Annotated in this window: 17 protein-coding genes and 1 other RNA gene; 12 read left to right on the top strand and 6 right to left on the bottom strand. The window is 67.2% G+C overall.

Annotated elements, in window-relative coordinates; all coding sequences use genetic code 11:
* Positions 1–80: 80 nt before the first annotated feature.
* Positions 81–1,400, bottom strand: a complete 1,320-nt coding sequence (locus DELCS14_RS25135) for an MFS transporter (RefSeq protein WP_013804122.1) — start codon at positions 1,398–1,400, stop codon at positions 81–83.
* 273 nt (positions 1,401–1,673) lie between these two features.
* A complete protein-coding gene (locus tag DELCS14_RS25130) occupies positions 1,674–2,573 on the bottom strand; it encodes a DMT family transporter (RefSeq protein ID WP_012203377.1) in 900 nt (299 codons plus the stop codon).
* A 96-nt stretch (positions 2,574–2,669) separates the two neighbouring features.
* Between DELCS14_RS25130 and DELCS14_RS25125 the strand changes: the two genes are divergently transcribed.
* Together DELCS14_RS25125 and rnpB are read left to right on the top strand one after the other, a co-directional pair.
* A complete protein-coding gene (locus tag DELCS14_RS25125; protein WP_013804121.1) occupies positions 2,670–3,464 on the top strand; it encodes a helix-turn-helix transcriptional regulator in 795 nt (264 codons plus the stop codon).
* Between the two features lie 56 nt (positions 3,465–3,520).
* Positions 3,521–3,946: RNase P RNA component class A (gene rnpB, locus DELCS14_RS29605), an RNA gene on the top strand.
* A gap of 44 nt (positions 3,947–3,990) precedes the next feature.
* Here the strand turns inward: rnpB and DELCS14_RS25120 are convergent.
* The 4 genes from DELCS14_RS25120 to DELCS14_RS25105 form a co-directional block, all read right to left on the bottom strand.
* Positions 3,991–6,465 (bottom strand): TonB-dependent siderophore receptor, encoded by a 2,475-nt coding sequence (locus tag DELCS14_RS25120; RefSeq protein ID WP_013804120.1) that lies wholly within the window; start codon positions 6,463–6,465, stop codon positions 3,991–3,993.
* A gap of 154 nt (positions 6,466–6,619) precedes the next feature.
* Positions 6,620–7,942, bottom strand: coding sequence for a sigma-70 family RNA polymerase sigma factor (locus DELCS14_RS25115; protein ID WP_013804119.1), 1,323 nt, complete (start codon positions 7,940–7,942; stop codon positions 6,620–6,622).
* Positions 7,943–8,037: 95 nt separating this feature from the next.
* On the bottom strand, positions 8,038–8,781 hold the full coding sequence (locus DELCS14_RS25110) for a S4 domain-containing protein (protein ID WP_012203381.1): 744 nt from the start codon (positions 8,779–8,781) through the stop codon (positions 8,038–8,040).
* A 53-nt stretch (positions 8,782–8,834) separates the two neighbouring features.
* Positions 8,835–10,505, bottom strand: coding sequence for an MBL fold metallo-hydrolase (locus tag DELCS14_RS25105; RefSeq protein ID WP_013804118.1), 1,671 nt, complete (start codon positions 10,503–10,505; stop codon positions 8,835–8,837).
* 115 nt (positions 10,506–10,620) lie between these two features.
* On the opposite strand from DELCS14_RS25105, the gene dapF reads away from it, so the two are divergent.
* The 10 genes from dapF to rsmH all read left to right on the top strand — a co-directional run bounded on the left by dapF (position 10,621) and on the right by rsmH (position 21,249).
* Positions 10,621–11,481 (top strand): diaminopimelate epimerase, encoded by an 861-nt coding sequence (gene dapF / locus DELCS14_RS25100; protein ID WP_013804117.1) that lies wholly within the window; start codon positions 10,621–10,623, stop codon positions 11,479–11,481.
* On the top strand, positions 11,478–12,191 hold the full coding sequence (locus tag DELCS14_RS25095) for a DUF484 family protein (protein ID WP_012203384.1): 714 nt from the start codon (positions 11,478–11,480) through the stop codon (positions 12,189–12,191). The genes dapF and DELCS14_RS25095 overlap by 4 nt, the downstream gene beginning before the upstream one ends.
* Positions 12,192–12,205: 14 nt before the next feature.
* The gene (locus tag DELCS14_RS25090) at positions 12,206–13,297 is read left to right on the top strand and encodes a tyrosine recombinase XerC (RefSeq protein WP_013804116.1); all 1,092 of its coding nucleotides are present in this window, start codon (positions 12,206–12,208) and stop codon (positions 13,295–13,297) included.
* Positions 13,298–13,431: 134 nt separating this feature from the next.
* The gene (locus tag DELCS14_RS25085; protein ID WP_013804115.1) at positions 13,432–14,547 is read left to right on the top strand and encodes a GTP-binding protein; all 1,116 of its coding nucleotides are present in this window, start codon (positions 13,432–13,434) and stop codon (positions 14,545–14,547) included.
* Between the two features lie 531 nt (positions 14,548–15,078).
* Complete coding sequence (gene dksA / locus DELCS14_RS25080) at positions 15,079–15,573, top strand: RNA polymerase-binding protein DksA (RefSeq protein ID WP_012203387.1); 495 nt, start codon at positions 15,079–15,081, stop codon at positions 15,571–15,573.
* A 45-nt stretch (positions 15,574–15,618) separates the two neighbouring features.
* Positions 15,619–17,400: an STAS domain-containing protein gene (locus DELCS14_RS25075; RefSeq protein WP_013804114.1), complete on the top strand. Its 1,782-nt coding sequence runs from the start codon at positions 15,619–15,621 to the stop codon at positions 17,398–17,400.
* 124 nt (positions 17,401–17,524) lie between these two features.
* Positions 17,525–18,070, top strand: coding sequence for an ATP-dependent protease subunit HslV (hslV, locus tag DELCS14_RS25070; RefSeq protein ID WP_012203389.1), 546 nt, complete (start codon positions 17,525–17,527; stop codon positions 18,068–18,070).
* A 117-nt stretch (positions 18,071–18,187) separates the two neighbouring features.
* The gene (gene hslU, locus DELCS14_RS25065) at positions 18,188–19,507 is read left to right on the top strand and encodes an ATP-dependent protease ATPase subunit HslU (RefSeq protein WP_170962086.1); all 1,320 of its coding nucleotides are present in this window, start codon (positions 18,188–18,190) and stop codon (positions 19,505–19,507) included.
* A 368-nt stretch (positions 19,508–19,875) separates the two neighbouring features.
* Positions 19,876–20,304: a division/cell wall cluster transcriptional repressor MraZ gene (gene mraZ / locus DELCS14_RS25060; RefSeq protein WP_012203391.1), complete on the top strand. Its 429-nt coding sequence runs from the start codon at positions 19,876–19,878 to the stop codon at positions 20,302–20,304.
* Between the two features lie 15 nt (positions 20,305–20,319).
* Positions 20,320–21,249, top strand: coding sequence for a 16S rRNA (cytosine(1402)-N(4))-methyltransferase RsmH (gene rsmH, locus DELCS14_RS25055; RefSeq protein ID WP_012203392.1), 930 nt, complete (start codon positions 20,320–20,322; stop codon positions 21,247–21,249).
* The last annotated feature ends 32 nt before the right edge of the window (positions 21,250–21,281 follow it).

Genomic DNA, 21,281 nt, shown 5'->3' with positions numbered 1-21,281 from the left:
CGATCCAGGGAAAGGCGGGGCCGCAGGCCCCGGTGGGAAAGAGGAGGGGGCAGTGGCGCGCGCGGTGCGGCGCGCAGGCATCACTGCTTCTTGACGAAGAGCACGACCAGGAAGGCGGCCATGAATTCCAGCGCGGCCACGAAGTACAGGCCCGAGGACAGCGACCCCGTGCTGGTCTTGAGCGCGCCGATCATGTAGGGCGCCACGAAGCCGGCCAGGTTGCCGATGGAGTTGATCAGCGCAATGCCGCCGGCCGCCGCCGTGCCGGCCAGGAAGGCGGCAGGAATCGACCAGAACACGGGAAAGGCCGCGAGGATGCCGATGGAGGCCAGCGTCAGCGCGCACAGGGCGAGCACGGCGTTGTGCAGGAACAGGCCCGTGAGGATCAGGCCCGCCGCCGCGATCAGCGCGGACAGGGCGCAGTGCATGCGGCGCTCGCCGGTCTTGTCCGAATGCATGCCGTTCCAGACCATGGCCAGGGTGCCGGCCAGGAAGGGAATGGCCGAGATCAGGCCGATCTGCAGCGTGTTCTGGATGCCGATCTCCTTGATGATGGACGGCGACCAGAAGGCAATGGTGGCGTTGCCGCTGACGATGCAGAAGTACACGGCGGCGCACAGCCACACGCGGTAGTTGCGGCAGGCGTCCAGGAAGGACACATGCTTGTGGCCGCCCTGGTTCTCTGCCTCCACGGCGGCGGTCACGGCGCGCTGCTCGGCCGGGCTCAGCCACCTGGCGTTGGCGGGCTTCTCGGGCAGGTACAGCAGCACGAAGAAGCCGGCGATCACCGAGGGAATGCCTTCCAGGATGAACAGCCACTGCCAGTTGGACAGATGGCCCACGCCCTGCATGCCATTCATGATGGCGCCCGCAATGGGGCCGCCCACGGCGCCCGCAATGGCGAACGAGGTCATGAACAGGCCGTTGACGCGCGCCCGGTGGCGGGCCGGGAACCAGTAGGTCAGGTACAGCACCACGCCGGGGAAGAAGCCGGCCTCCACCACGCCCAAGATGAAGCGCAGCACGTAGAACATGGTGGGCGTGGTCACATAGGCCATGGCCATGGAGGCCGCGCCCCACAGGATGGTGATGCGCGCCAGCGTCTTGCGTGCGCCGATCTTCTCCAGCAGCAGGTTGCTGGGTACTTCGAACAAAAAGTAGCCGATGAAGAAGATGCCGGCACCCAGGCCGTAGATGGCCTCGCTGAACTGCAGGTCGTCCAGCATCTGCAGCTTGGCGAAGCCGACATTGACGCGGTCTATCCACGCCAGGATGAAGAGCAGCACCAGAAAGGGAATCAGGCGCCAGGCGATCTTGCGGTAGGTGGCGTCCATGTCGGGCGGCGATGCCTGGCCGGCGCCGTGGGCGGGGGAATGTGCGGCGGATGCCGGACTGCTCATGGGGTGTCTCCTGTCTTCGACGGTGCAGCGGGCACACGGACCGGGGCGGGGCCCGTGTGTCTCAGGGGCTTCAGGCGCTGGCGGGTCTGCAGTGAGACCGGCCGGGCGTCTGGAGCTGTTCCTGTGGCGGCAGTATCGAAAGGCGGGACAGGGCTGTCCAACAAGAAATTATGAGCAGGCCTGAATGCAAATTCTTATGGGCAGAGCTGGTGCGGGCGCCGCACCGGCATGCAGCATGCGTGCACCATTTGCGCTCGGGAAAACCCTGATTTTTCAGGCGGTGGCGGCGGCACGCGGTGCGCGCAAAGGCTGCTTCCACAGCTCGGCCAGCAGCAGGCCGCCAATGGTCAGCACGCCGCCCACGGCGTGGTAGGCCGCCAGGGGCTCACCCAATGCCATGAAGGCGATCACGGCCGTGAAGATGGGTACCAGGTTGAAGAACATGCTGGAGCGGCCCGGGCCGATGCGCGCCACCGACATCATCCACAGCAGCGGCGCGGCGATGGAGGCCATGATGCCCGCAAAGCCCACCAGCGGCAGGTTGGTCGCGTTCAGCCCCGTGCGCGGCGCCATCAGGAACAGCGGTAGCTGCGCGATCACGGCCACCAGGATCTGCAGGTACAGCAGTTGCACCGTGGCCAGGCGCGGCATGGGCCAGCGCTTGAGCAGGATGTTGTAGACCGCATAGGCCAGCATGGCCACGAACATCAGCGCATCGCCGCCATTGAGGCCCTGGGTGAGCAAGGTGGCAGGTTGCCCCGAAGACACCACCAGGGCCACGCCCGCAATGGCCAGCACGCAGCCCAGCACGGCGCCCCGGCTCAACGCCTGGCCCAGCATGGCGGTGGACAGGCCCAGCACCATCATGGGCGTGAGCGAGCCGATCAGGCCCATGTGCGTGGCCGATGTCATATGGGCCGCGTAATAGGCCAGGCTCTGGTAGATCACCATGCCCAGCATCCCCAGCACGATGAGGCGCGGCAGCAGCGGCCGGATGTCGGCGCGCTGGCGCCAGATGGACGGCAAAAGGAAAGGCGTGAACAGCACGGCCGCCACCAGCCAGCGGTAGAAACCGATCTCGGCCGCGCCGATGCTGTCGGCCGCCATCTTGCTGACCACGGTATTGACCGACCAGATGAGCACGGCGATCAAAGGGAAAAGGTAAGACCCCATTGGAAGACTCCTAAGACTGGTCCTATGATCGTTCTGTCCGACTTGGAGTGCATCCCTGGTTTCGGACAATCGATAGCGCAACCCGGACCATCCGCCATGCCCCGTCCCAGCAAGCCCATGCACATCCAGAACGTCGAGGATGTGCCGGGTGAGTACTACTTCCGCTACGACGAATTCGGCGCCGACACCGAGGTGCCGCCGCACAGCCACAGCTGGGGACACCTCAACTACACGCCCCACGGCAGCATGTGCATGGACACGGCAGGCCAGCGCTGGGTCTCGCCGCCGCAGTACGGCGTCTGGGTGCCGCCCGGCGTGGTGCACAGCTGCCATGTGGCGCACGCCGTGGTCTACCGCTCGGTCTACCTGGCGCCTGCGCTGTGCAGGGAGCTGCCGGCGCAACCGTGCTCCATGCGCATCGGCGCCATCGTCAAGGCCATACTGGCCGACTTTGCCGTGCGCGACGTGCACATTCCCGCCACCGACGCCGACCTGCGCCTGGCCCGTGTGCTCTACGACCAGTTGCGGGCCGTTCCCGTGGAGCCTGGATATCTGCCGGCCGCTGAACACCCGGCCCTGGTCGAAGTGCTGACCCGCATGCGCGCTGCGCCCGAGGACCACCGCAGCCTGGCCCAATGGGCCGCCAGCGTGCACATGACCGAGCGCACCCTGGCGCGCCACTGCCAGCGCGAGCTGGGCATGGGCCTGGGCGAATGGCGCCAGCGCATGCGCTACCTGCTGGCCATCGATGCGCTGGAGGCCGGCCTGAGCGTGCAGCAGATCGCCTATGACCTGGGCTACAGCACGCCCTCGGCCTTCATCGCCATGTTCCAGCGCGAGGCCGGCACCTCACCCGAACAATTCCGCCGCGAGTTCTGCATGCCGCCGTGAGGCTGTTGCGCCATCTGCCTGCAGCCCGGCCCAAGCCGCGAGATAATGCCGCCCGTGAAGCACGCCAGACCGCCGCTGGTGCAATCGTGGAAACACGGCACTGGAGGAACGTCCGGACTGCACAGGGCAGCGTAGCAGCTAACGGCTGTCCACCGTGAGGTGAGGATCAGAGCAACAGAGACGAGTTTGGACGGAACAATTCCCCCCGGGTGTTCTGTGGGTCGGCGAAAGCCGAACCGGATGGCGCAAGCCATACGGTCCATGCGCAAGCATGGAACCCACAGCCACCTTGGACGGGAACCGTCCAAGGTGAAACGGGCAATCTCTACGCGCAGCAATACCAAGTAGGCACACGTTGACGGGGCCCCCGGAGTGTGCGGGTAGGTAGCACCGAGCCGGGCGGCGACGCCCGGCCCAGATTAATGGCGGTCACATGCGGGCAACCGCGTGCACAGAATCCGGCTTATCGGCGCGCTTCACACTTTCTTCCATGCCCCGCCACCGGCGGGGCATTTTCATGGGCGGTTCAGAACTGGTATTTGGCCGTCAGCAGCAGCCTGCGCGGCACGCCGAAATAGTTGCCGCCGTTGTTCGTGCCCAGGGTCTCGAAGTAGCGGCGGTCGAACAGGTTGCTGACGTTCATCTGCAGGTCCAGCTGCCGGTTCACCCGATAGCCGATGACCAGGTCGGCCACGGCATAGGCGGACTGGCGGATTGCATAGCCTTCGGCGCTGGTCAGCGACTCGGACGTGGTGCGGCTCTGGTAGCGCAGGCCGCCGCCCACGCGCCATGCGCCCAGCTCGCCGCCCAGGTGGTACATGGCCGACAGCTTGAGCTGGTGGCGCGGCGTGTAGCTGGCATAGGGCGCGCCCTTGGCGCCTTCGGTGCTGTCGCTGGCGATCTTGGCCTGGGTGAAGGTATAGCCAAGGCCGGCGTTCAGGCGCGGCAGGATCTCGCCGCTGATGTCCACGTCCAGCCCCTTGCTCTTGACCTTGCCCACCGAGCGGTAGCAATTGGTCTTCACCGTGCAGGAGTTGATGTCCGCGATGGCCTGGGGCAGGTTGTCCTGCGTGGTGTTGAACACGGCAACGGCCAGGTTCACGCGCTCGTCCAGGTAGCTGCCCTTGAGGCCCAGCTCGAAATTGCGGCCCTCCACCGGCGCCAGCATGCTGCCCGAGACATCCAGAAAATCCTGCGGCCGGAAGATGCTGGTGTAGCTGGCATAGGCCGAGTAGGTCTTGTTGATGTCATAGGTCAGCGCGGCATAGGGCGTGGCATGGGCTTTCTCGCTGAATTCGCGCTCCCGGCTCCAACTGCCCTGGCGCTGGACGTTGGTGAAGTCGTACCAGTCCAGGCGCGCGCCGGCGATCAGGTTCAGTGGCTCGGCCAGCAGGAAGCGGCCCGTGGCGTAGGCCGAGGTCAGCGTGGTCTTCTGGCGGCGCGTCCACAGGTCTTCGGCCAGCAGGCCGGAGCGGTCCAGCGAGTCGGGGTTCCAGGTATAGGGATCGACGCCATTGGCGATCAGCCATTCCCCCGTGGGCGACAGGTAGCTGTAGCCCTGGTCGCTCCAGCGGATGGTGCGGCGGCTGACGCCGAAGGCCAGGTCATGCTCGCGGCCGAACAGGCGCACGGGGCCCTGGGCCGAGGCATCGAGGCTGAGCTGGCGCTTGTCGTAGTCGTACAGGCCGCCGGCCACGTCGTAGCGCGTGCGGCCCTGGTCGTCCAGGCCGCCCGAGACCAGGTAGGCGCCGTCCAGCGCGGACTTGGCCTGCAGGGCGCGCGCTGCCAGCCTGGCCTTCCAGCCGTTGTCGAAGCGGTGCTCCAGGTCGGCGAACAGGCTGACCTCCTTCTTGTCCCATTTGCTCCAGGAGGGCGAGAAACGCCTGGATCGCGCAATGTCGAGGAAGGAGCCATCAAAGCCCATGGGCACGCCCATCCATTGCGAGCCGGGGTTGTCCTCGTTCACATAGGAGCCGCCCACGCTCAGCGTGGTGTCGCGGCCCAGGTCGAACTCGGCGGTGCCGTACAGCAGCTGGCGGCGGCTGCTGTAGCCATCGATGAAGTGGTCGCGCGACTGGGCCGAGGCCACCACACGCCCGCGCGCCGAGCCGTCCTCGTTGAGGGCGCCGCCCACATCGACCTCGCCCACGGCCTGGTTCCAGCTGCCGCCGCGCAGGGTGACCGAGCGCTGGGTGGTGCGCGGCGCGCGCTTGCGCACGAAGTTGATCGTGCCCGAAGGGTCGCCCACGCCCGTCATCAGGCCCGTGGGGCCGCGCACCACTTCCACGTGGTCGTACATGGCCATGGTGTCGTAGGTGGAGGTGTCGGTTTCATACGAGACGGGCACGCCGTCCTGCAGGAAGGAGCCGATCACGAACCCGCGCGAGAAATAGCGCGCCCGGTCGTCGCTCCAGCGGTTGATGGTGATGCCGGTGGCGCTGTTGGCCACGTCGTCGATGGACAGCATGCCCTGGTCGTCCATCTTCTGGCGCGTGACCACGGTGAGGGACTGGGGCGTCTCGCGGATGGAAAGCGGCAGCTTGGTAGAGGTGCTCATCAGCCCCGTGGTGTAGGAGCCCGAGCCCTCGGTGGTCGTGGTCTCGCCCACGGCGGAGACCGTGACTTCGGGCAGGGCCACGGTGCCGGCGGGCTTTTCCACCACCAGCGTGCCCTGGCTCACATGGCCTTCCAGCCCGCTGCCGCGCAGCAGCCGGGCCACGGCGGCGGCGGTGCTCAGGCGCCCTTCCACGGCGGGCGCACGGCGGCCCTGTACCAGTTCAGGCGCGGCCAGCAGCTGCAGGCCAGCCTGGCGGGCCAGTTGGGCCAGCGCCTGGTCCAGCGGCTGGGCGGGAATGTGGAAGTCGGTGCTGGCGGCCGTGGCCAGGGCCGGTGCCGCCTGGGCCAGCGCGGCTGGAGAAAGCTGCACGGCCAGCAGCGCGATGGCCGCGGCAACGGCATGGTGGCAGGCAAGGCGGGAAGGCTTGGAGGGGAATGAAGACATGGAAGGTCCCGTGGCGGATCTGGGCAATGGCGATTCCCGGGCTGCGAATGCGTCGCGTTCCCGGGTCCTCATGCCTATACGAACGGGCGCAGACATTCCCTCACGCCTGGTGCGCATGCGCCGTGCATACCGGGGCCATGGGCGCATCAGCGCATCAGCTGCGGCGGCGGATGACCAGGGTGCGCCCGGTTCCCGGGCCCTGTTCCTTTTCCTGCACCTCTTCCTGCACGCTGACCGGCAGGGTGCGCGGCAGCATGCGCAGCCAGCCCTGGGCCGCCGCAATGCGCACGCGCCCGAGCACGGGCAGGGCGGCGGCGTCGGGCTCCACGCGCAGTGGCTGCAGGCTGTAGCGCTCCAGGCGCCGGGCCACCTCGGCCAGCGGCGTGTTCTGGAAGTCCAGCCAGCCCTCGCGCCAGGCGGCCACTGCCGCAACCGTTTGCACGGCGGCCGTCTGGCCTGGCGCCAGGCGCAGCAGCTGGCCTGCACCCAGTTCATGCCGGGCGCCGCTGCCGTCGCGCACCTGCACGCGGCCCGCATCGACGGCGACCAGCACCGCATCGTCCTCCAGCGCCACCTCGAAGCGCGTGCCCAGCACGGTGACCTGTACGTCCGCCGCCTGGACCACGAAGGGCCGTTCCGTGTCGCGCGCCACGGCGAAGAAGGCGCTGCCGGCCAGCAGCCGCACCTGGCGGCGCGTGGCGTAGAAGTCCACCTCGGCGCGGCTGGCGGCGTCCAGCGTCAAGCTGCTGCCGTCGGGCAGGGGCTGGTTCAGCAGGCGGCCGGTGGCCGTGGCCAGCCGCACCTGGTACTGCGGCATCCACTGGCGCCAGGCCAGCCACATCGCCGGGCTGCCGACACCCAGGCCCGCCATCCCCAGCAGGGTGGAAAGGGCGCGGCGGCGGCCCGTGCGTGGTGCGGGTGCGGCGGTGTCTCCGCGCCAGCGGCGCAGCGAGGCTTCCACGCTGTCCATGGCGCGCATGACCTCGCGTTCCACGGTTTTGACCGAGACGCCGTGGCGCTCGGCCAGCTCGGCATGCGAGGCGCCCTCGATGCGGTCGGCCAGGAAGATGTCGCGGCAGCGCGCGGGCAGCTGCGCCAGGGCGCCTTCGACCCCGGCCAGGGCCTGGCGGTAGGAATGGGTGTCGGCCACATCGGGGCTGAGGGGGGAGGGCGGCTCGCCTTCCCTGGCGCTGGTGTCAAAGCGCTCGGCCGTGCGCTGGCCATGGCGCAGGTGGTCGATGGCGATGTTCTCCATCACCGCGTAGAGATAGGCGCGGCTGGCGCCTGGCGGACTGTCCGGCGCGGCGGGCGCATCGCTTTCGCCGCGCTGGCGTTCGGCCAGGCGTATCCAGGCGTCATGCACCAGGTCGCGCGCGGCCTGCGGGCCGGCGCGGCGCGCCACGAAGCGCACCAGCTCGTGGTAGCTGTCCTGGAAGGTGCTCAGCAGGGAAGAAGAGGAAGAGGCGGGCGCAGGCATGCGGGAGGCCCGAAGGCAGCACGGGAATCCCGCATTCTATGAAATGATTCTCATTTGCCGAATGTGCTGCCCGCCGCGCACCCGGCAATGCCGGCCTAGAACCGCTCCCAGGGCATCAGGTAGCGCCACTGGCCTTCGGGCACCTTGGCCAGAGAGAGGCGGCCAATGCGCAGGCGGCGCAGGCTGACCACGCGCAGGCCCACTTCGGTGCACATGGCGTCGATCTCGTCGGGCGCGATGCCCTTGAGCGCAAAGCGCAGGTGGTTCTCGTTCTGCCAGCTCACGCGGCAGGGCGGCAGCTGGCGCTTGCCGATCGGCAGGCCGGCCTTCATCAGCTCCAGGCCGTCCTCGTGGATCTGGCCCTCGACGCCGACGATGCATTCCTGCTCCAGCCACATGCCTTCCTCGCCCAGCTTGCGCGCCACGCGCTTGTCCTGGGTGTAGACGATGAGGCCGCTGGCCGGCAGCGGCAGGGGCAGGAAGGATTCCAGGTTCTTGAAATGCTGGGCCAGCACCAGCAGCGGCATGGGCGTGTCCACCTGGGCCATGCTGGCTTCGCCCAGCAGGGAGTGGGCGCTGCGCACCCGGCCATAGGGCCGGCCCTGGGTGTAGCCCGCAGGCTTGTTCATCAGCAGGGTGACGGGCGGCACGGCCTCGGGCTGGGCGCCGCTGCGCAGCGTGACCTGCTGCTCGGGGCGCACGCGCGTCTCGGGCAGTTGCACGACCTTGCCGTCCACCTGGACGTTGCCGGCGGTGATATGCAGTTCGGCCTCGCGGCGCGAGCATTGTTCCTGTTCGGCCAGGCGCTTGGCCAGGCGAACGCTTTCAGATTCAGACATGCGCGCAGCTTAACCAGATACCAGGCCCCGCGCGCGTCGTCGGTCATTGCCGGTCATTGCCGCCCGCACAGCGCACGGATGCGCTCCACATGCGCCAGCAGCGAGCGCTCGGCAATCGGCCACAGCTGGGGCGGGGCGTCGTCATAGGCCAGCCGCACCCAGTCCTGCACGCTGCCGTCGGGCTGTTTTTGCATGGCGGCCAGCACCTTGGCCTCGCGCGCCAGCCGGTGGGCCTTGAGCTTGGCGATCGCCTGGCGCGCAAAGCCCAGCACATAGCCATGGGCCGGCAGGATGAAGCGCGCATCGTGCGCGGCGCACAGCGCGTCGAGCCTGTCCAGCGAATCGATGTAGTCGCGCATGTTGCCGTCAGGCGGATCGATGATGGTGGTGCTGCCATTGAGGATGTGGTCGCCGCTGAACAGCAGGGCGTCTTCCTCCAGCACAAAGCACACATGGTTGGCCGCATGGCCGGGCGTGAACACGGCCTGCAGGGTGTGGGTGGTGCCGCCTTGCCCATCCTGCAGCACGATGCGCTGGCCGTCGGTCAGTGCGTAGTCGGGGGTGAAGCGGCTGGCCGGCCGGGCCGTGGGCGCCGAGGGCAGGCCGCCAATGGCGGGCCTGGGCCTGCCGGCCTGCACCGCCAGCGCCTGCAGCAGCGCGGCGCCCGGCGAGTGGTCGGCATGGGAATGCGTGCACAGGATGTGGCGTATGTCGCCGCCCGCCGCATCGAACAGGCGCTGCACATGGGCGGCGTCGGCCGGGCCGGGGTCGATGGCGGCGTAGCCCGTGGCGGCATCGCCCACCAGATAGCTGTTGGTGCCGGGGCCGGTCATCACGCCGGGGTTGGGTGCCGTCAGGCGCAGCAGGTTCTTGCGCAGTGGCACGGCACGCTCGCTCTGCCAGTCCAGCGTGTGCAGGATCTGGCCGTCCGGGCAGACCATTTCCAGCTCGCCGAAGGGGGCCTCGTCCTCCATGTGGCGGGCTTCCTTGCCATTGAGAAAGCCGGTGCGCGGGCAGCACTGCCACAGCGGCTGCTCGCCTTGCAGGGCGGCGAACACGGCATCGGTGCCCGCGAAGCGGCTGAGCCGGTCCAGCGTGCGGATGGTGGGGAAGATCATGGGGAAGCTGCCCGCGCGGTGGCGCTCCAGCGCTTCCTGCGGGCGCACCCAGATGGGCTCGAACTGTTCCGACCCGTCGGCGTCGGGTTCCTGGTCTTCGGGCATGCGCGCCACGAAGAAGGGCACATCGAAGCGCCGGGGCTGGTCGCGGTCGGCCGTCCAGTGGGCCAGGTACCACAGCGCATCCACGGCCAGGCGCAGGCCGCGTGCCTCGCACTGGGGCACCAGCGGCGCCTTGCGGTCCAGCGTGGCCAGTTCGGCGGCAGATACCGGCCGGCCCTGGGCATCGTGGGCCAGCAGGATGCCGAGTTCCTCGAAGGTCTCGCGCAGGCCGGCGATGGCCTGGGTGATGCGCAGCCCGTCGCCGGCCTGGGCGGGGCGGGTGCTGGCGCAGGCATGGGCGGCCTCGGCCGCGTCCTGGGCCTCGATGCCGCCGCCCGGGAAGACATAGGCGCTGGGCACGAAGCTGGCCTTGGGCGAGCGCCGAGTCATCAGCACCTCCAGCCCCTGGCCATCGGCGCGGTCGCGCAGCAGCAGGACGGTGGAGGCCTTGAGCGTGTCTACGGGCTGGCGCTGGGGGTGCAGGAGCTGGCTGGGGCGGGTCATGGGGGCATTATGCGGATTGGCCCGCCCGCCGCTGTTGCGCAAGAGACGCAAGTACTGCTGCGGGGCATGGCCCCGGATTGCGCCATGAGGCTGCCGTGCAGGGGATAATCGCCGGATGCAGATCCGCTTTACCAAGATGCAGGGCGCTGGCAACGATTTCGTGGTCCTCGACGAAACCGCCGGCCCGCTGGGCCTGAGCGCAGCCCAGTACCGCTTCCTCGCCCATCGCCAATTCGGCGTGGGCGCCGACCAGATCCTCACGGTGCGGCCCTCGCCCGCCGAAGGCATCGATTTCGAATATGTGATCCACAACGCCGACGGCGGCGAGGTCGAGCAGTGCGGCAACGGCGCGCGCTGCTTTGCGCGCTATGTGCACGACAAGGGCCTGACCGGCAAGTCCGTCATCCGCGTGCAGACGCTGGCCGGCCTCATCGCTCCCGAGCTGCATGCCGATGGCCGCGTCACCGTGGACATGGGCCAGCCCGTGCTGGAGCCCTCCCTGGTGCCCTTCAATAGTGCAGACCTTGTGCCCCGCCCGCTGGGTGCGGCGCAGCAATGGCCCCTGCAGCTGGGCGACGAGGCCACGGTCTGGATCGCCCCCGTTTCCATGGGCAACCCGCATGCGGTGCAACTGGTGGACGATGTGGACCACGCCCCCGTGGCCACCTGGGGCCCGCTGATCGAGCGCCATGCGCGCTTTCCCCAGCGCGTCAATGCGGGATTCATGCAGATCGTCGATCGCGGCCAGATCCGGCTGCGTGTTTACGAGCGCGGTGCCGGCGAGACGCTGGCCTGCGGCACGGGCGCCTGCGCGGCCGTGGTGGCCGGCATTCGCTGGGGGCTGCTCGACGCGCGCGTCGATGTGCACACCCGCGGCGGCCGGCTGACCATCGAGTGGGACGGCGGCGCGGTGCGCATGACCGGCCCCGCAGAGTTTGTTTTTGAAGGACAGATCGAGGTTCCCGACCAGCCATGAACAGCACTACCGATATCGCCGTCACCGAAGAGACGATTGCCGACTACCTGCTGAACCATCCGGAATTCTTCGAGCGCCACGCCGAGATGCTCGCGCGTGTGCAGCTGGTCAGCAGCCACAGCCCGCGCACCGTCAGCCTGCAGGAACGCCAGGCCGAGATGCTGCGCGAGAAGATCAAGGGCCTGGAGCACCGCATCATGGACATGATGCGCCACAGCAGCGAGAACGCCTCCATCGGCGACAAGCTGCATGCCTGGAGCTGCGCACTTGCCAAGGTCCAGGACCTGCGCGAGCTGCCCCACGCGCTCACGGCCAGCCTGCAGCATGTATTCGAGGTGCCCCAGGTGGCCCTGCGCCTGTGGAACGTCTCCGGCGCCCAGACCAGCAGCATCTACACCATGGGCGTCAGCGAGGACGCCAAGTCCTTTGCGGCATCGCTGACCATGCCATTTTGCGGCCCCAACATGGGCTTCGAGCCCGGCGGCTGGCTGGTCGATCCCGATGCAGCCCAGTCCCTGGCCCTGCTCACGCTGCATGACGGCGACAGCATCAACCCGGCCAATGCCTTCGGCATGCTGGTGCTGGGGTCTCCCGATCCGCTGCGCTTCGAGGCCACCATGGGCACGGAATTCCTCTCGCGCATCTCGGCCCTGGCCAGCGCGGCCCTGTCGCGCATGCGGCCCGTGCCGTTGACCCTGGCGCGCGGCTGACCGGCTGAAAGCCCATGCCGGGAGCATCGGACAGGGACGGGCTCCCGGAAGGCGACCTTCCGGCAGAGGATCTGGCTGCAGAGAACCTGGCGATGCTCCCCGCCGCCGTCCATGCCTATCTGGAGCATGTGCGCGTGCAAAAGCGCCTGGCCGACCGCACCTGCGCACTCTATGCGCTGGACATGGCCCGGCTTTGCACCATGGCCCGCGACGCCGGCCAGGAGCTGCTGGCGCTGCAGCCCGCCCACATCCGCCGCTTCGTGGCCCAGATGCATTCCCGGGGCCGCAGCCCGCGCGGCATTGCGCTCATCCTGTCTGGCTGGCGCAGCTTCTTCCGTTGGGCAGCCCAGCAATCGCTGGTGCCTTTCAATCCCGTCGAGGGCGTGCGCGGTCCCAAGGCCCCCAAACCCCTGCCCAAGGCATTGGGCGTGGATGACGCCGTGCAGCTGGCCGCCTTCAGCAACGCCGACGCCGACCCCTGGATCGAGGCACGTGACGCCGCCATCACCGAACTGCTCTACAGCTGCGGCCTGCGCGTGGGCGAGCTGGTGGGCCTGGACGTGGCGCCCGGCCAGGACACGCAGCGCCAGGGCCGTGGCTGGATAGATTTGCAGGCCGCCGATGCCCATGTGCAGGGCAAGGGCGGCAAGCGGCGCACCGTGCCCGTGGGCGCCGCCGCGCTGCAGGCGCTGCAGCGCTGGCTGGCCTTGCGGGAGACGGGCCTGGCTGGCGCGGCGGCCCAGGCGGCGCGGCAGGAGCCTGCGCTGTTCATTGGCCGGCGCGGCGAACGCCTGGGCGCGCAGTCGGTCTGGGCGCGGCTGCGCCAGCGCGGCCAGCAGGCCGGGCTGTCGGCCGGTGTCCATCCCCATGTGCTGCGGCATTCGTTTGCCAGCCACATGCTGCAGTCCAGCGGCGACCTGCGCGCCGTGCAGGAATTGCTGGGCCACGCCAGCATCTCGACCACGCAGATCTACACGCGCCTGGATTTCCAGCATCTGGCCCAGGCCTACGAGAGCGCCCACCCACGCGCGCGGCGCCAGAGTGGGGACGGCAGCGACAGTGGCGATGGCAATGGCGATAGCGATGAAAAGGGCGGCCTCCGATAAAAAAGGCCAAGCCCTCTGGCAAAACGGCACTTGACAGGCTCGCTAAACTTATTCGGAACGTCTTTTCGACAAGGCCCGTCCGTGGTGGACGGGCCTTGACGCTTCCCTTTGCTGAATTTTCTGAAAGCAATCCCATGGCACTGATTCCCGTCACCATCCTCACCGGCTTCCTGGGCTCGGGCAAGACCACGCTGCTCAAGCGCGTGCTCAGCGAGTCCCACGGCATGAAGATCGCCGTGATCGAGAACGAGTTCGGCGAAGAGAACATCGACACCGACATCCTCAGGACGGAGTCCAAGGAGCAGATCCTGCAGATGAGCAACGGCTGCATCTGCTGCACCATCCGCGAAGACCTGCGCGAAACCCTGCAGCTGCTGGCCGCCAAGCGCCGCAAGGGCCTGGTGGAGTTCGACCGCATCGTGATCGAGACCACGGGCCTGGCCGATCCCGGCCCCGTCGCCCAGACCTTCTTCATGGACGACGAGATCGCCGAGACCTATCTGATCGACTCCATCCTCACCCTGGTCGATGCCAAGCACGCCAACCAGCAACTGGACGACCGCCAGGAGGCGCGCCGCCAGGTGGGCTTTGCCGACCAGCTGTTCCTGTCCAAGACCGACCTGGTCAGCGAGGACGAGAAGAACGCGCTCATCCACCGCCTCAAGCACATGAACCCGCGCGCGCCCATCCGCGCCGTGCATTTCGGCGAAGTGCCCCTGAACGAAGTCTTCGACCTGCGCGGCTTCAACCTCAATGCCAAGCTGGACATCGATCCCGACTTCCTCAAGGAAGACGATCACGACCACGGACATGACCATGGCCACAAGCATGAGCATGACGAGCACTGCGGCCACGACCATGGCCATGAGCACGACGAGAACTGCGGGCACGACCACGCCCATGACCACGAGCACGGCGAGCACTGCAAGCATCCGCACCACCATCACCACGATGACGACGTCAAGAGCTTCGTCTACCGTGCCGACCGTGCCTTTGACCCTGCCCGCCTGGAGGACTTCCTGGGCGCCATCGTCAACATCTACGGCCCGCGCATGCTGCGCTACAAGGGCGTGCTGAACATGCAGGGCACGGAGCGCAAGGTCATTTTCCAGGGCGTGCACCAGCTCATGGGCAGCGACCTGGGACCGCAGTGGGCCGAGGGCGAAAAGCGCCAGAGCAAGATGGTCTTCATTGGCATCGACCTGCCCCAGGACATCTTCCTGCAGGGCCTGGAGCAGTGCCTGGTCTGAGTTTTTTGTGAACCTTTGTGGGCAATCGGATGGCTTTTTGCTGACATCTGAATGACACAGGGGCCGCCCGCATGCGTGGGCGGCCCCTTTGCATTCCTGTGGGGTATGTGCAACGGCTTGCGCTCCTGTAGAGCATCGATACAATCGCGCCCCTGAAGAGAGCCCCCAAGCCCAATGGACTGCCCCGCAGGGGTCGCCCATACCGTGAGGAGACAGCAAGTGAGCGCCGAATCCAGCAAGAAGCCGTCAGTGGCCGCACCGGCCCCGGCTGCAAGCCAGAAGGCCGCGGTCCGCACTGCGGTCGGCGTTGCCGACCTGGTGTCCCTTGCTGACCGCAAAAGGGCTCTTTGCACGCACGGCCGCCGCACGGCCTGGATTGCCGCACCCCGCCGTACGGGGAAGCCGGCAGGTTCCGCAACTGCGGCGATCGGCTGTCCTACACGGCATTCGACCCGGGCGCCCCGATTGACAGTACCATCCATGGCCCCGTCCGAAGCCCTCGGCGCGGACTAAGTTAGCGAAACCAACACTATGCCTACCACTACGCAAACGCCTTCGTCGGGATCGACGAAACGAGACCCCAAGCTGGCCAATGCCTGGAAGACCAAGTCGGTGGAAGAACTGACGGATGCCGAAGTGCTGGCCATGTCGGATGACGAATACATGAATGAGAAGCAGATGGCGTTCTTCCGCCTCAAGCTGCTCACTCTCAAGCACGACATGCACACCAACGCGGGTGAGACGGCAGAAAACCTGCGCGAGGACACCGTGGTGGTTCCCGATCCGGCCGACCGCGCCACCATCGAGGAAGAGCATGCGCTGGAACTGCGCACGCGCGACCGCGAACGCAAGCTGCTCAAGAAGATCGAGCAATCCATTGCACGCATCGACGCAGGCGACTACGGCTACTGCGACGAGACCGGCGAGCCCATCGGCGTGGGCCGCCTGCTGGCCCGCCCCACGGCCACGCTGTCGCTGGAAGCCCAGCAGCGCCGTGAGCTCAAGCAGAAGATGTATGGGGATTGAGTTGCAGCAACGGCCTGCAGGCCGTCGGTGCTAATCTGACTCGCCATGGCAAAAGAAGAGAGCAGCAAATCAGGGGGGTTGTTGTCCAAGGTGGTGCGCTTTGTGCGCCACCCTACGGTCAATTGGTCCGACCTCGACGGCCTGGACGGGGAGCAGGAAAGCCAGTACAGCAAGCAGGCGCTCAAGGAAATGATCGAGCGCAAGCGCCGCAACGATTTCGTGCGCAAGCGCGAGTTCGACCAGCTGCGCCGCCTGCGCCAGGCCGAGCTGCAACAGGCCTCCAGGCCGGGCAGCGCACCGGTCGGTGTGCCCGGCCCCGCCGCGCAGGGCTCGCAATTTCTCAGCAGCCTGCTGAGCTCCAAATCCTCCGGCGAACGCGCCGTCACGCTCAAGAAGATCGACGAGATCGAGGCCCAGATGTCCCAGCAATGGTGGCGGGGCAAGCAGGCGGCCGATGCAACCACCATTCCCATGGCGCTGCCTGCGGGCGGCAACCCCGCCCCGGCCTCGTTTCGCAAGCAGCCGCCGCCGTCTGGGCAGATTCCCATGCTCAGCGACGTGGTGCCGCCGGCCATTGCCTCGGCCGGCGACGTGGCGGCCTTTGCCACCACCTTGCCCATGAGCCTGGCACCTGCGCCGCAGGTGCCCTCCGTCTCGACGGCTCCCATCATTGACCCCATGCCCATGGCCCGCCCCCTGCGGCCATTGGAGGGGGCGACCGATTTCCTGCCGGCCTTCGCGGCCACCGAGGTCTCTCCGCCGCAGCCCATGGACATGGTGCCGCCCTGCTTCGTGGTGTTCGAGCACGATCCCGACCTGGAAGAGCCGGCCATCCTCTTTGCCAATGGCGATGTGGATGGTGCCGAGCAGGGCATGCTGGAGCTGATCGACCGGCGCGATGTTCCCGCGCAGTTGCCGGTCTGGCTGGCCTTGCTGGACCTGTACCGTGCGGCCGACCGCCCGTTGCAGTTCGACAAGGCGGGCATCGAATTCGCGGCGCGCTTCGGCCGCTCCGCTCCCCAATGGTTTGCGATGCCGCAACAGCGCACCGCCCCCGTGGTGTCCATGCCGGGCGCAGCGGCCGGGCGTGGCTGGCGCTGGAGCGCACCTGCACAGATCACGCCGAGTGCCGTGACGGCGCTGAAGGCCTCCCAGGCCAAGGCTTCCAGCCCCTGGAGCCTGGACTGGGCTGCCGTGGCCGGCATCGACGATGCAGCGGCCACGCCTCTGGAGGCGCTGCTGCAGCAATGGGCGGGCTCACAGGGCGTGTTCGTGCTGCTCAATGCGGACCGGCTGCTGGCGCTGCTGGGCACGCTGGCTCCCTCGGGCGATTCCAGCGTGGATACGCTGTGGTGGCGGTTGCGCATGGCGGTGCTGCGTTTGATGAACCGGCAGGATGATTTCGAGCTGGTGGCGCTGGACTACTGCGTCACCTATGAGGTCTCGCCTCCCTCGTGGGTGGACCCGGTCTGCCAGTGCCTGACGCAAGCCATCGAAACCGAGGCCGCGGATGCACCCCTGCAGGCAGGCGTTGCTGCCACGGCGGACGCCGTGCGATTTGCGCTGGCCGGCACCATTGAAGGCGATGCCTCCACCTGGCTGGACCCGGTGCAGGAGGGGGCCAGCCTGGGCGAGCCCGTGTTCATCGACTGCACCCAACTGGTGCGCATGGACTTTGCGGCGGCCGGCTCCGTGCTCAACTGGGCTGCCCACATGCAGTCGCTGGGCCATGTGCTGCAGTTCGGCCAGCTGCACCAGCTGGTGGCGGTGTTCTTCAATGTGATCGGCATCCAGGAGCACGCGCAGGTCACTCCACGGCGGGACTGATCCTGCCGCGCGGCGGCTGCGCCACACCCCTTCCGGCAGGACGGCGCACTCGCTGCGAAGAGCGCGTGGGCATTCTTTGAGCAGACCCTTGAGAAGGCCGCCTTCGCCCTCATCTGGCACCGCTATGGAACAGTATCACGGCACCACCATCATCAGCGTGCGCCGGCAGACCCCCGAAGGCGTGCAGGTCGCCATCGGTGGCGATGGCCAGGTCACATTGGGCAACATCGTCGTCAAGGGCACGGCGCGCAAGGTGCGCAAGCTCTACCACGGCAAGGTGCTTGCCGGCTTTGCCGGCGCCACGGCAGACGCCTTCACGCTGTTCGAGCGCTTCGAGGCCAAGCTGGAAAAGCACCAGGGCCACCTGACGCGCGCAGCCATCGAGCTGACCAAGGACTGGCGCACCGACCGCGTGCTGCGCCGTCTGGAGGCCATGCTGGCCGTGGCCGACGCATCGGCCTCGCTGATCATCACCGGCAACGGCGACGTGCTGGAGCCCGAGCAGGGCATCGTGTCCATCGGCTCGGGCGGCGCCTACGCGCACTCGGCGGCCAAGGCGCTGCTGACCAATACGGAGCTGTCGGCCGAGGAGATCGTGCGCAAGTCGCTGGCCATTGCCGGCGAGCTGTGCATCTACACCAACATGCACCACACGGTCGAGACGCTCTGACACCCGCGCGGCGCCGGCTTGCCCAGCAGGCCGGCGATCGAAACGCACGGCATTGAAACTCACAGTCGCCAGCGGCCAGGCAATGGGGCTGGCGGCGCAATGCATCGAATACACACCATGTCCTCTGCCATGACCCCCCAGGAGATCGTCTCCGAACTGGACCGCCACATCGTCGGCCAGGCTGGCGCCAAGCGTGCCGTGGCCATCGCGCTGCGCAACCGCTGGCGCCGCCAGAACGTGGCCGACGGCCTGCGCCAGGAGATCACGCCCAAGAACATCCTCATGATCGGCCCCACAGGCGTGGGCAAGACCGAGATCGCGCGCCGCCTGGCGCGGCTGGCCGATGCCCCCTTCATCAAGGTCGAGGCCACCAAGTTCACCGAAGTGGGCTACGTGGGCAAGGACGTGGATGCCATCATCCGCGACCTGGCCGAGGTGGCCGTCAAGCAGACGCGCGAGGCCGACATGAAGAAGCTGCGCCTGCGCGCCGAAGACGCGGCCGAGGACCGCATCCTCGACGTGCTCGTGCCCCAGGCCCGCAGCGGCGAGGTGGCCGCCGACAACACGGCACGCCAGGTTTTCCGCAAGAAGCTGCGCGAGGGCCAGCTCGACGACAAGGAAATCGAGATCGATGTCGCCGACGCGCCGCCCCAGGTGCAGATCATGGGTCCCCAGGGCATGGAAGAGATGGCCGAGCAGCTGCGCGGCATGTTCAGCCACATGGGCCAGGAAAAGCGCAAGACGCGCAAACTGCGCATTGCCGAGGCCATGAAGCTGCTGACCGACGAGGAAGCGGCAAAACTGGTCAACGAGGAAGACGTGCGCACCCGCGCCATCGCCAATGCCGAGCAAAACGGCATCGTCTTCATTGACGAGATCGACAAGGTGGCCACGCGCCAGGAAACCAGCGGCTCCGACATCTCGCGCCAGGGCGTGCAGCGCGACCTGTTACCCCTGGTCGAAGGCACCAGCGTCTCCACCAAGTACGGCGTGGTCAAGACCGACCACATCCTGTTCATCGCCTCGGGCGCCTTCCACCTGTCCAAGCCCAGCGACCTTATCCCCGAGCTGCAGGGGCGCTTCCCGATCCGCGTGGAGCTGGACTCGCTGTCGGTCCAGGACTTCGAGGCCATCCTCACCCAGACCCATGCCTCCCTGGTCAAGCAGTACCAGGCGCTGCTGGCCACTGAAGGCGTCACGCTGGAATTCACGCCCGAAGGCATCACCCGGCTCGCCGGCATCGCCTTCGATGTCAACGAGCGCACCGAGAACATCGGCGCCCGCCGCCTGTCCACCGTGCTCGAGCGCCTGCTGGACGAGGTCAGCTTCGACGCGGCCAATCTGTCGGGCCAGACCATCTCCATCGACGCGGCCTACGTGGACCAGCGTCTGCAGTCCCTGAGCCAGGACGAAGACCTCTCGCGCTTCATCCTCTGAAATGGGCCGGCTGCCGCGCAGCCGCCACCGAAGTGACTGCCCGCATTGCCGGGCAGTCACTTTTTGTAGGAGGGTTGCCCGAGTTGCAACCGGTCGCCAGCGAATTGAATCGTTGCAATTGCGTGCAGGCTTTGAGAGATCACTTGCAGTCAGTCCTCTAAGTACTTGTAAAGCCTGGGATTTTTGTCACCACTCACATTGCATTCGGCTTCTAAGTTGTTGATTTCATTGCAAATAATTGTCCATTCCCGGGTTGTGAAACACCAAATTGCTGCTACAGTGCAAAAAAGTGCAATTAAGTGGTGAAAGTTGCCTTTGTGCCCCGATTTCCGGGACGCGATGGCTCCAACCGACCGGGGTGACTGACCGTGTTTCAAGGGGCGTCCTCGCTGAATCTCGATGGAAAGGGGCGGCTGTCTGTGCCGACCCGGCATCGTGACGCCCTTGTGGCCATGGCCCAGGGCCAGGTCACCCTCACCAAACATCCCCACGGTTGCCTGATGCTGTTCCCGCGCACGGAGTGGCTGCAGTTTCGCGAGCGGATCGCGCAGCTGCCCATGTCGGCGCAGTGGTGGAAGCGCATCTTCCTGGGTAACGCCATGGACGTGGACATGGATGCCACCGGCCGCGTGCTGGTGTCGCCCGAGCTGCGTGAAGCCGTGGGTCTGACCAAGGAGGTCGTGCTGCTGGGCATGGGTAACCATTTCGAGCTGTGGGACAAGGCCACTTATGAGGCACATGAAGCGAAGGCCATGCAGGAGGAAATGCCTGCGGCCTTCCAGGATTTTGCTTTCTAGGAAAGAGGCGTTTTCTTGAATCAGCCGTTGCAACACATCACCGTTTTGCTCGACGAGGCCGTCGATGCGCTGCTGGACGGCGCCGCACAGCCCGTTGCCGGGCAATGGGTGGACGCGACCTTCGGGCGAGGCGGGCATTCCCGGCGCATCCTGCAGCGGCTGGGGCCGGATGGGGCCTTGCTGGCGTTCGACAAGGACCCGGACGCGATCGAAGAGGCAGCGCGCATCACCGATGCGCGTTTTTCGATTCGGCACGAAGGGTTTCGCCACCTCAGCGAGCTGCCGGCCGGCAGCGTGCAGGGCGTGCTGATGGACCTGGGCGTGAGCTCTCCCCAGATCGACAACCCCGAGCGTGGCTTCAGCTTCCGCTTCGAGGGTCCGCTGGACATGCGCATGGACACCACGCGCGGCCAGAGCGTGGCGGACTGGCTGGCGGAAGCCGATGCCCAGCAGATTGCGGAGGTGATACGTGACTACGGCGAAGAACGGTTTGCTGGCCCCATTGCAAAGGCGATTGTTGCTCGGCGCGAAAGCCAGGGGCCCCTTCGCAACACCGCGGAGCTTGCCGAGCTCGTGGCTGGCGCGGTCCGGACCCGCGAGGCTGGGCAGAACCCAGCGACACGCACATTCCAGGCTCTTCGGATTTTCATCAATGCCGAGCTTGAAGAGCTCGAACAGGCGCTAGAGGCCAGCCTGCGTGTGCTGGCGCCGGGCGGACGCCTGGTGGTGATCAGCTTCCACTCGCTGGAGGACCGCATCGTCAAGCAGTTCATCGCCAAGCACTCCAAGGAAGTCTATGACCGGCGCGCACCCTTTGCCGTGCCCACGCCCATGCGTCTTGAAGCGCTGGGCCGCATCAAGCCCAGCGAGGCCGAGGTCGCCGCCAATGCGCGCTCGCGCTCTGCCGTGATGCGCGTGGCCCGCCGCACCGGGGTGCCTGCATGAAGCGCATGCACCGTCTGGCGCAAGAGGAGGGC

The organism is Delftia sp. Cs1-4, from assembly GCF_000214395.1.
GTDB classification, from domain to species: Bacteria; Pseudomonadota; Gammaproteobacteria; order Burkholderiales; family Burkholderiaceae_C; genus Comamonas; species Comamonas acidovorans.
This window is presented reverse-complemented; position numbering and strand designations above follow the sequence as displayed.

Bases quoted from the DNA above. Each gene is read 5' to 3' on its own strand.
- hslV (WP_012203389.1), top strand. From the start codon at position 17,525: ATGGAACAGTATCACGGCACCACCATCATCAGCGTGCGCCGGCAGACC.
- DELCS14_RS25115 (WP_013804119.1), bottom strand. From the start codon at position 7,942: ATGCCTGCGCCCGCCTCTTCCTCTTCTTCCCTGCTGAGCACCTTCCAG.
- dapF (WP_013804117.1), top strand. From the start codon at position 10,621: ATGCAGATCCGCTTTACCAAGATGCAGGGCGCTGGCAACGATTTCGTG.
- DELCS14_RS25120 (WP_013804120.1), bottom strand. From the start codon at position 6,465: ATGTCTTCATTCCCCTCCAAGCCTTCCCGCCTTGCCTGCCACCATGCC.
- DELCS14_RS25090 (WP_013804116.1), top strand. From the start codon at position 12,206: ATGCCGGGAGCATCGGACAGGGACGGGCTCCCGGAAGGCGACCTTCCG.
- hslU (WP_170962086.1), top strand. From the start codon at position 18,188: ATGTCCTCTGCCATGACCCCCCAGGAGATCGTCTCCGAACTGGACCGC.
- DELCS14_RS25075 (WP_013804114.1), top strand. From the start codon at position 15,619: ATGGCAAAAGAAGAGAGCAGCAAATCAGGGGGGTTGTTGTCCAAGGTG.
- DELCS14_RS25085 (WP_013804115.1), top strand. From the start codon at position 13,432: ATGGCACTGATTCCCGTCACCATCCTCACCGGCTTCCTGGGCTCGGGC.
- DELCS14_RS25105 (WP_013804118.1), bottom strand. From the start codon at position 10,505: ATGACCCGCCCCAGCCAGCTCCTGCACCCCCAGCGCCAGCCCGTAGAC.
- DELCS14_RS25130 (WP_012203377.1), bottom strand. From the start codon at position 2,573: ATGGGGTCTTACCTTTTCCCTTTGATCGCCGTGCTCATCTGGTCGGTC.
- dksA (WP_012203387.1), top strand. From the start codon at position 15,079: ATGCCTACCACTACGCAAACGCCTTCGTCGGGATCGACGAAACGAGAC.
- DELCS14_RS25135 (WP_013804122.1), bottom strand. From the start codon at position 1,400: ATGAGCAGTCCGGCATCCGCCGCACATTCCCCCGCCCACGGCGCCGGC.
- DELCS14_RS25125 (WP_013804121.1), top strand. From the start codon at position 2,670: ATGCCCCGTCCCAGCAAGCCCATGCACATCCAGAACGTCGAGGATGTG.
- DELCS14_RS25095 (WP_012203384.1), top strand. From the start codon at position 11,478: ATGAACAGCACTACCGATATCGCCGTCACCGAAGAGACGATTGCCGAC.
- DELCS14_RS25110 (WP_012203381.1), bottom strand. From the start codon at position 8,781: ATGTCTGAATCTGAAAGCGTTCGCCTGGCCAAGCGCCTGGCCGAACAG.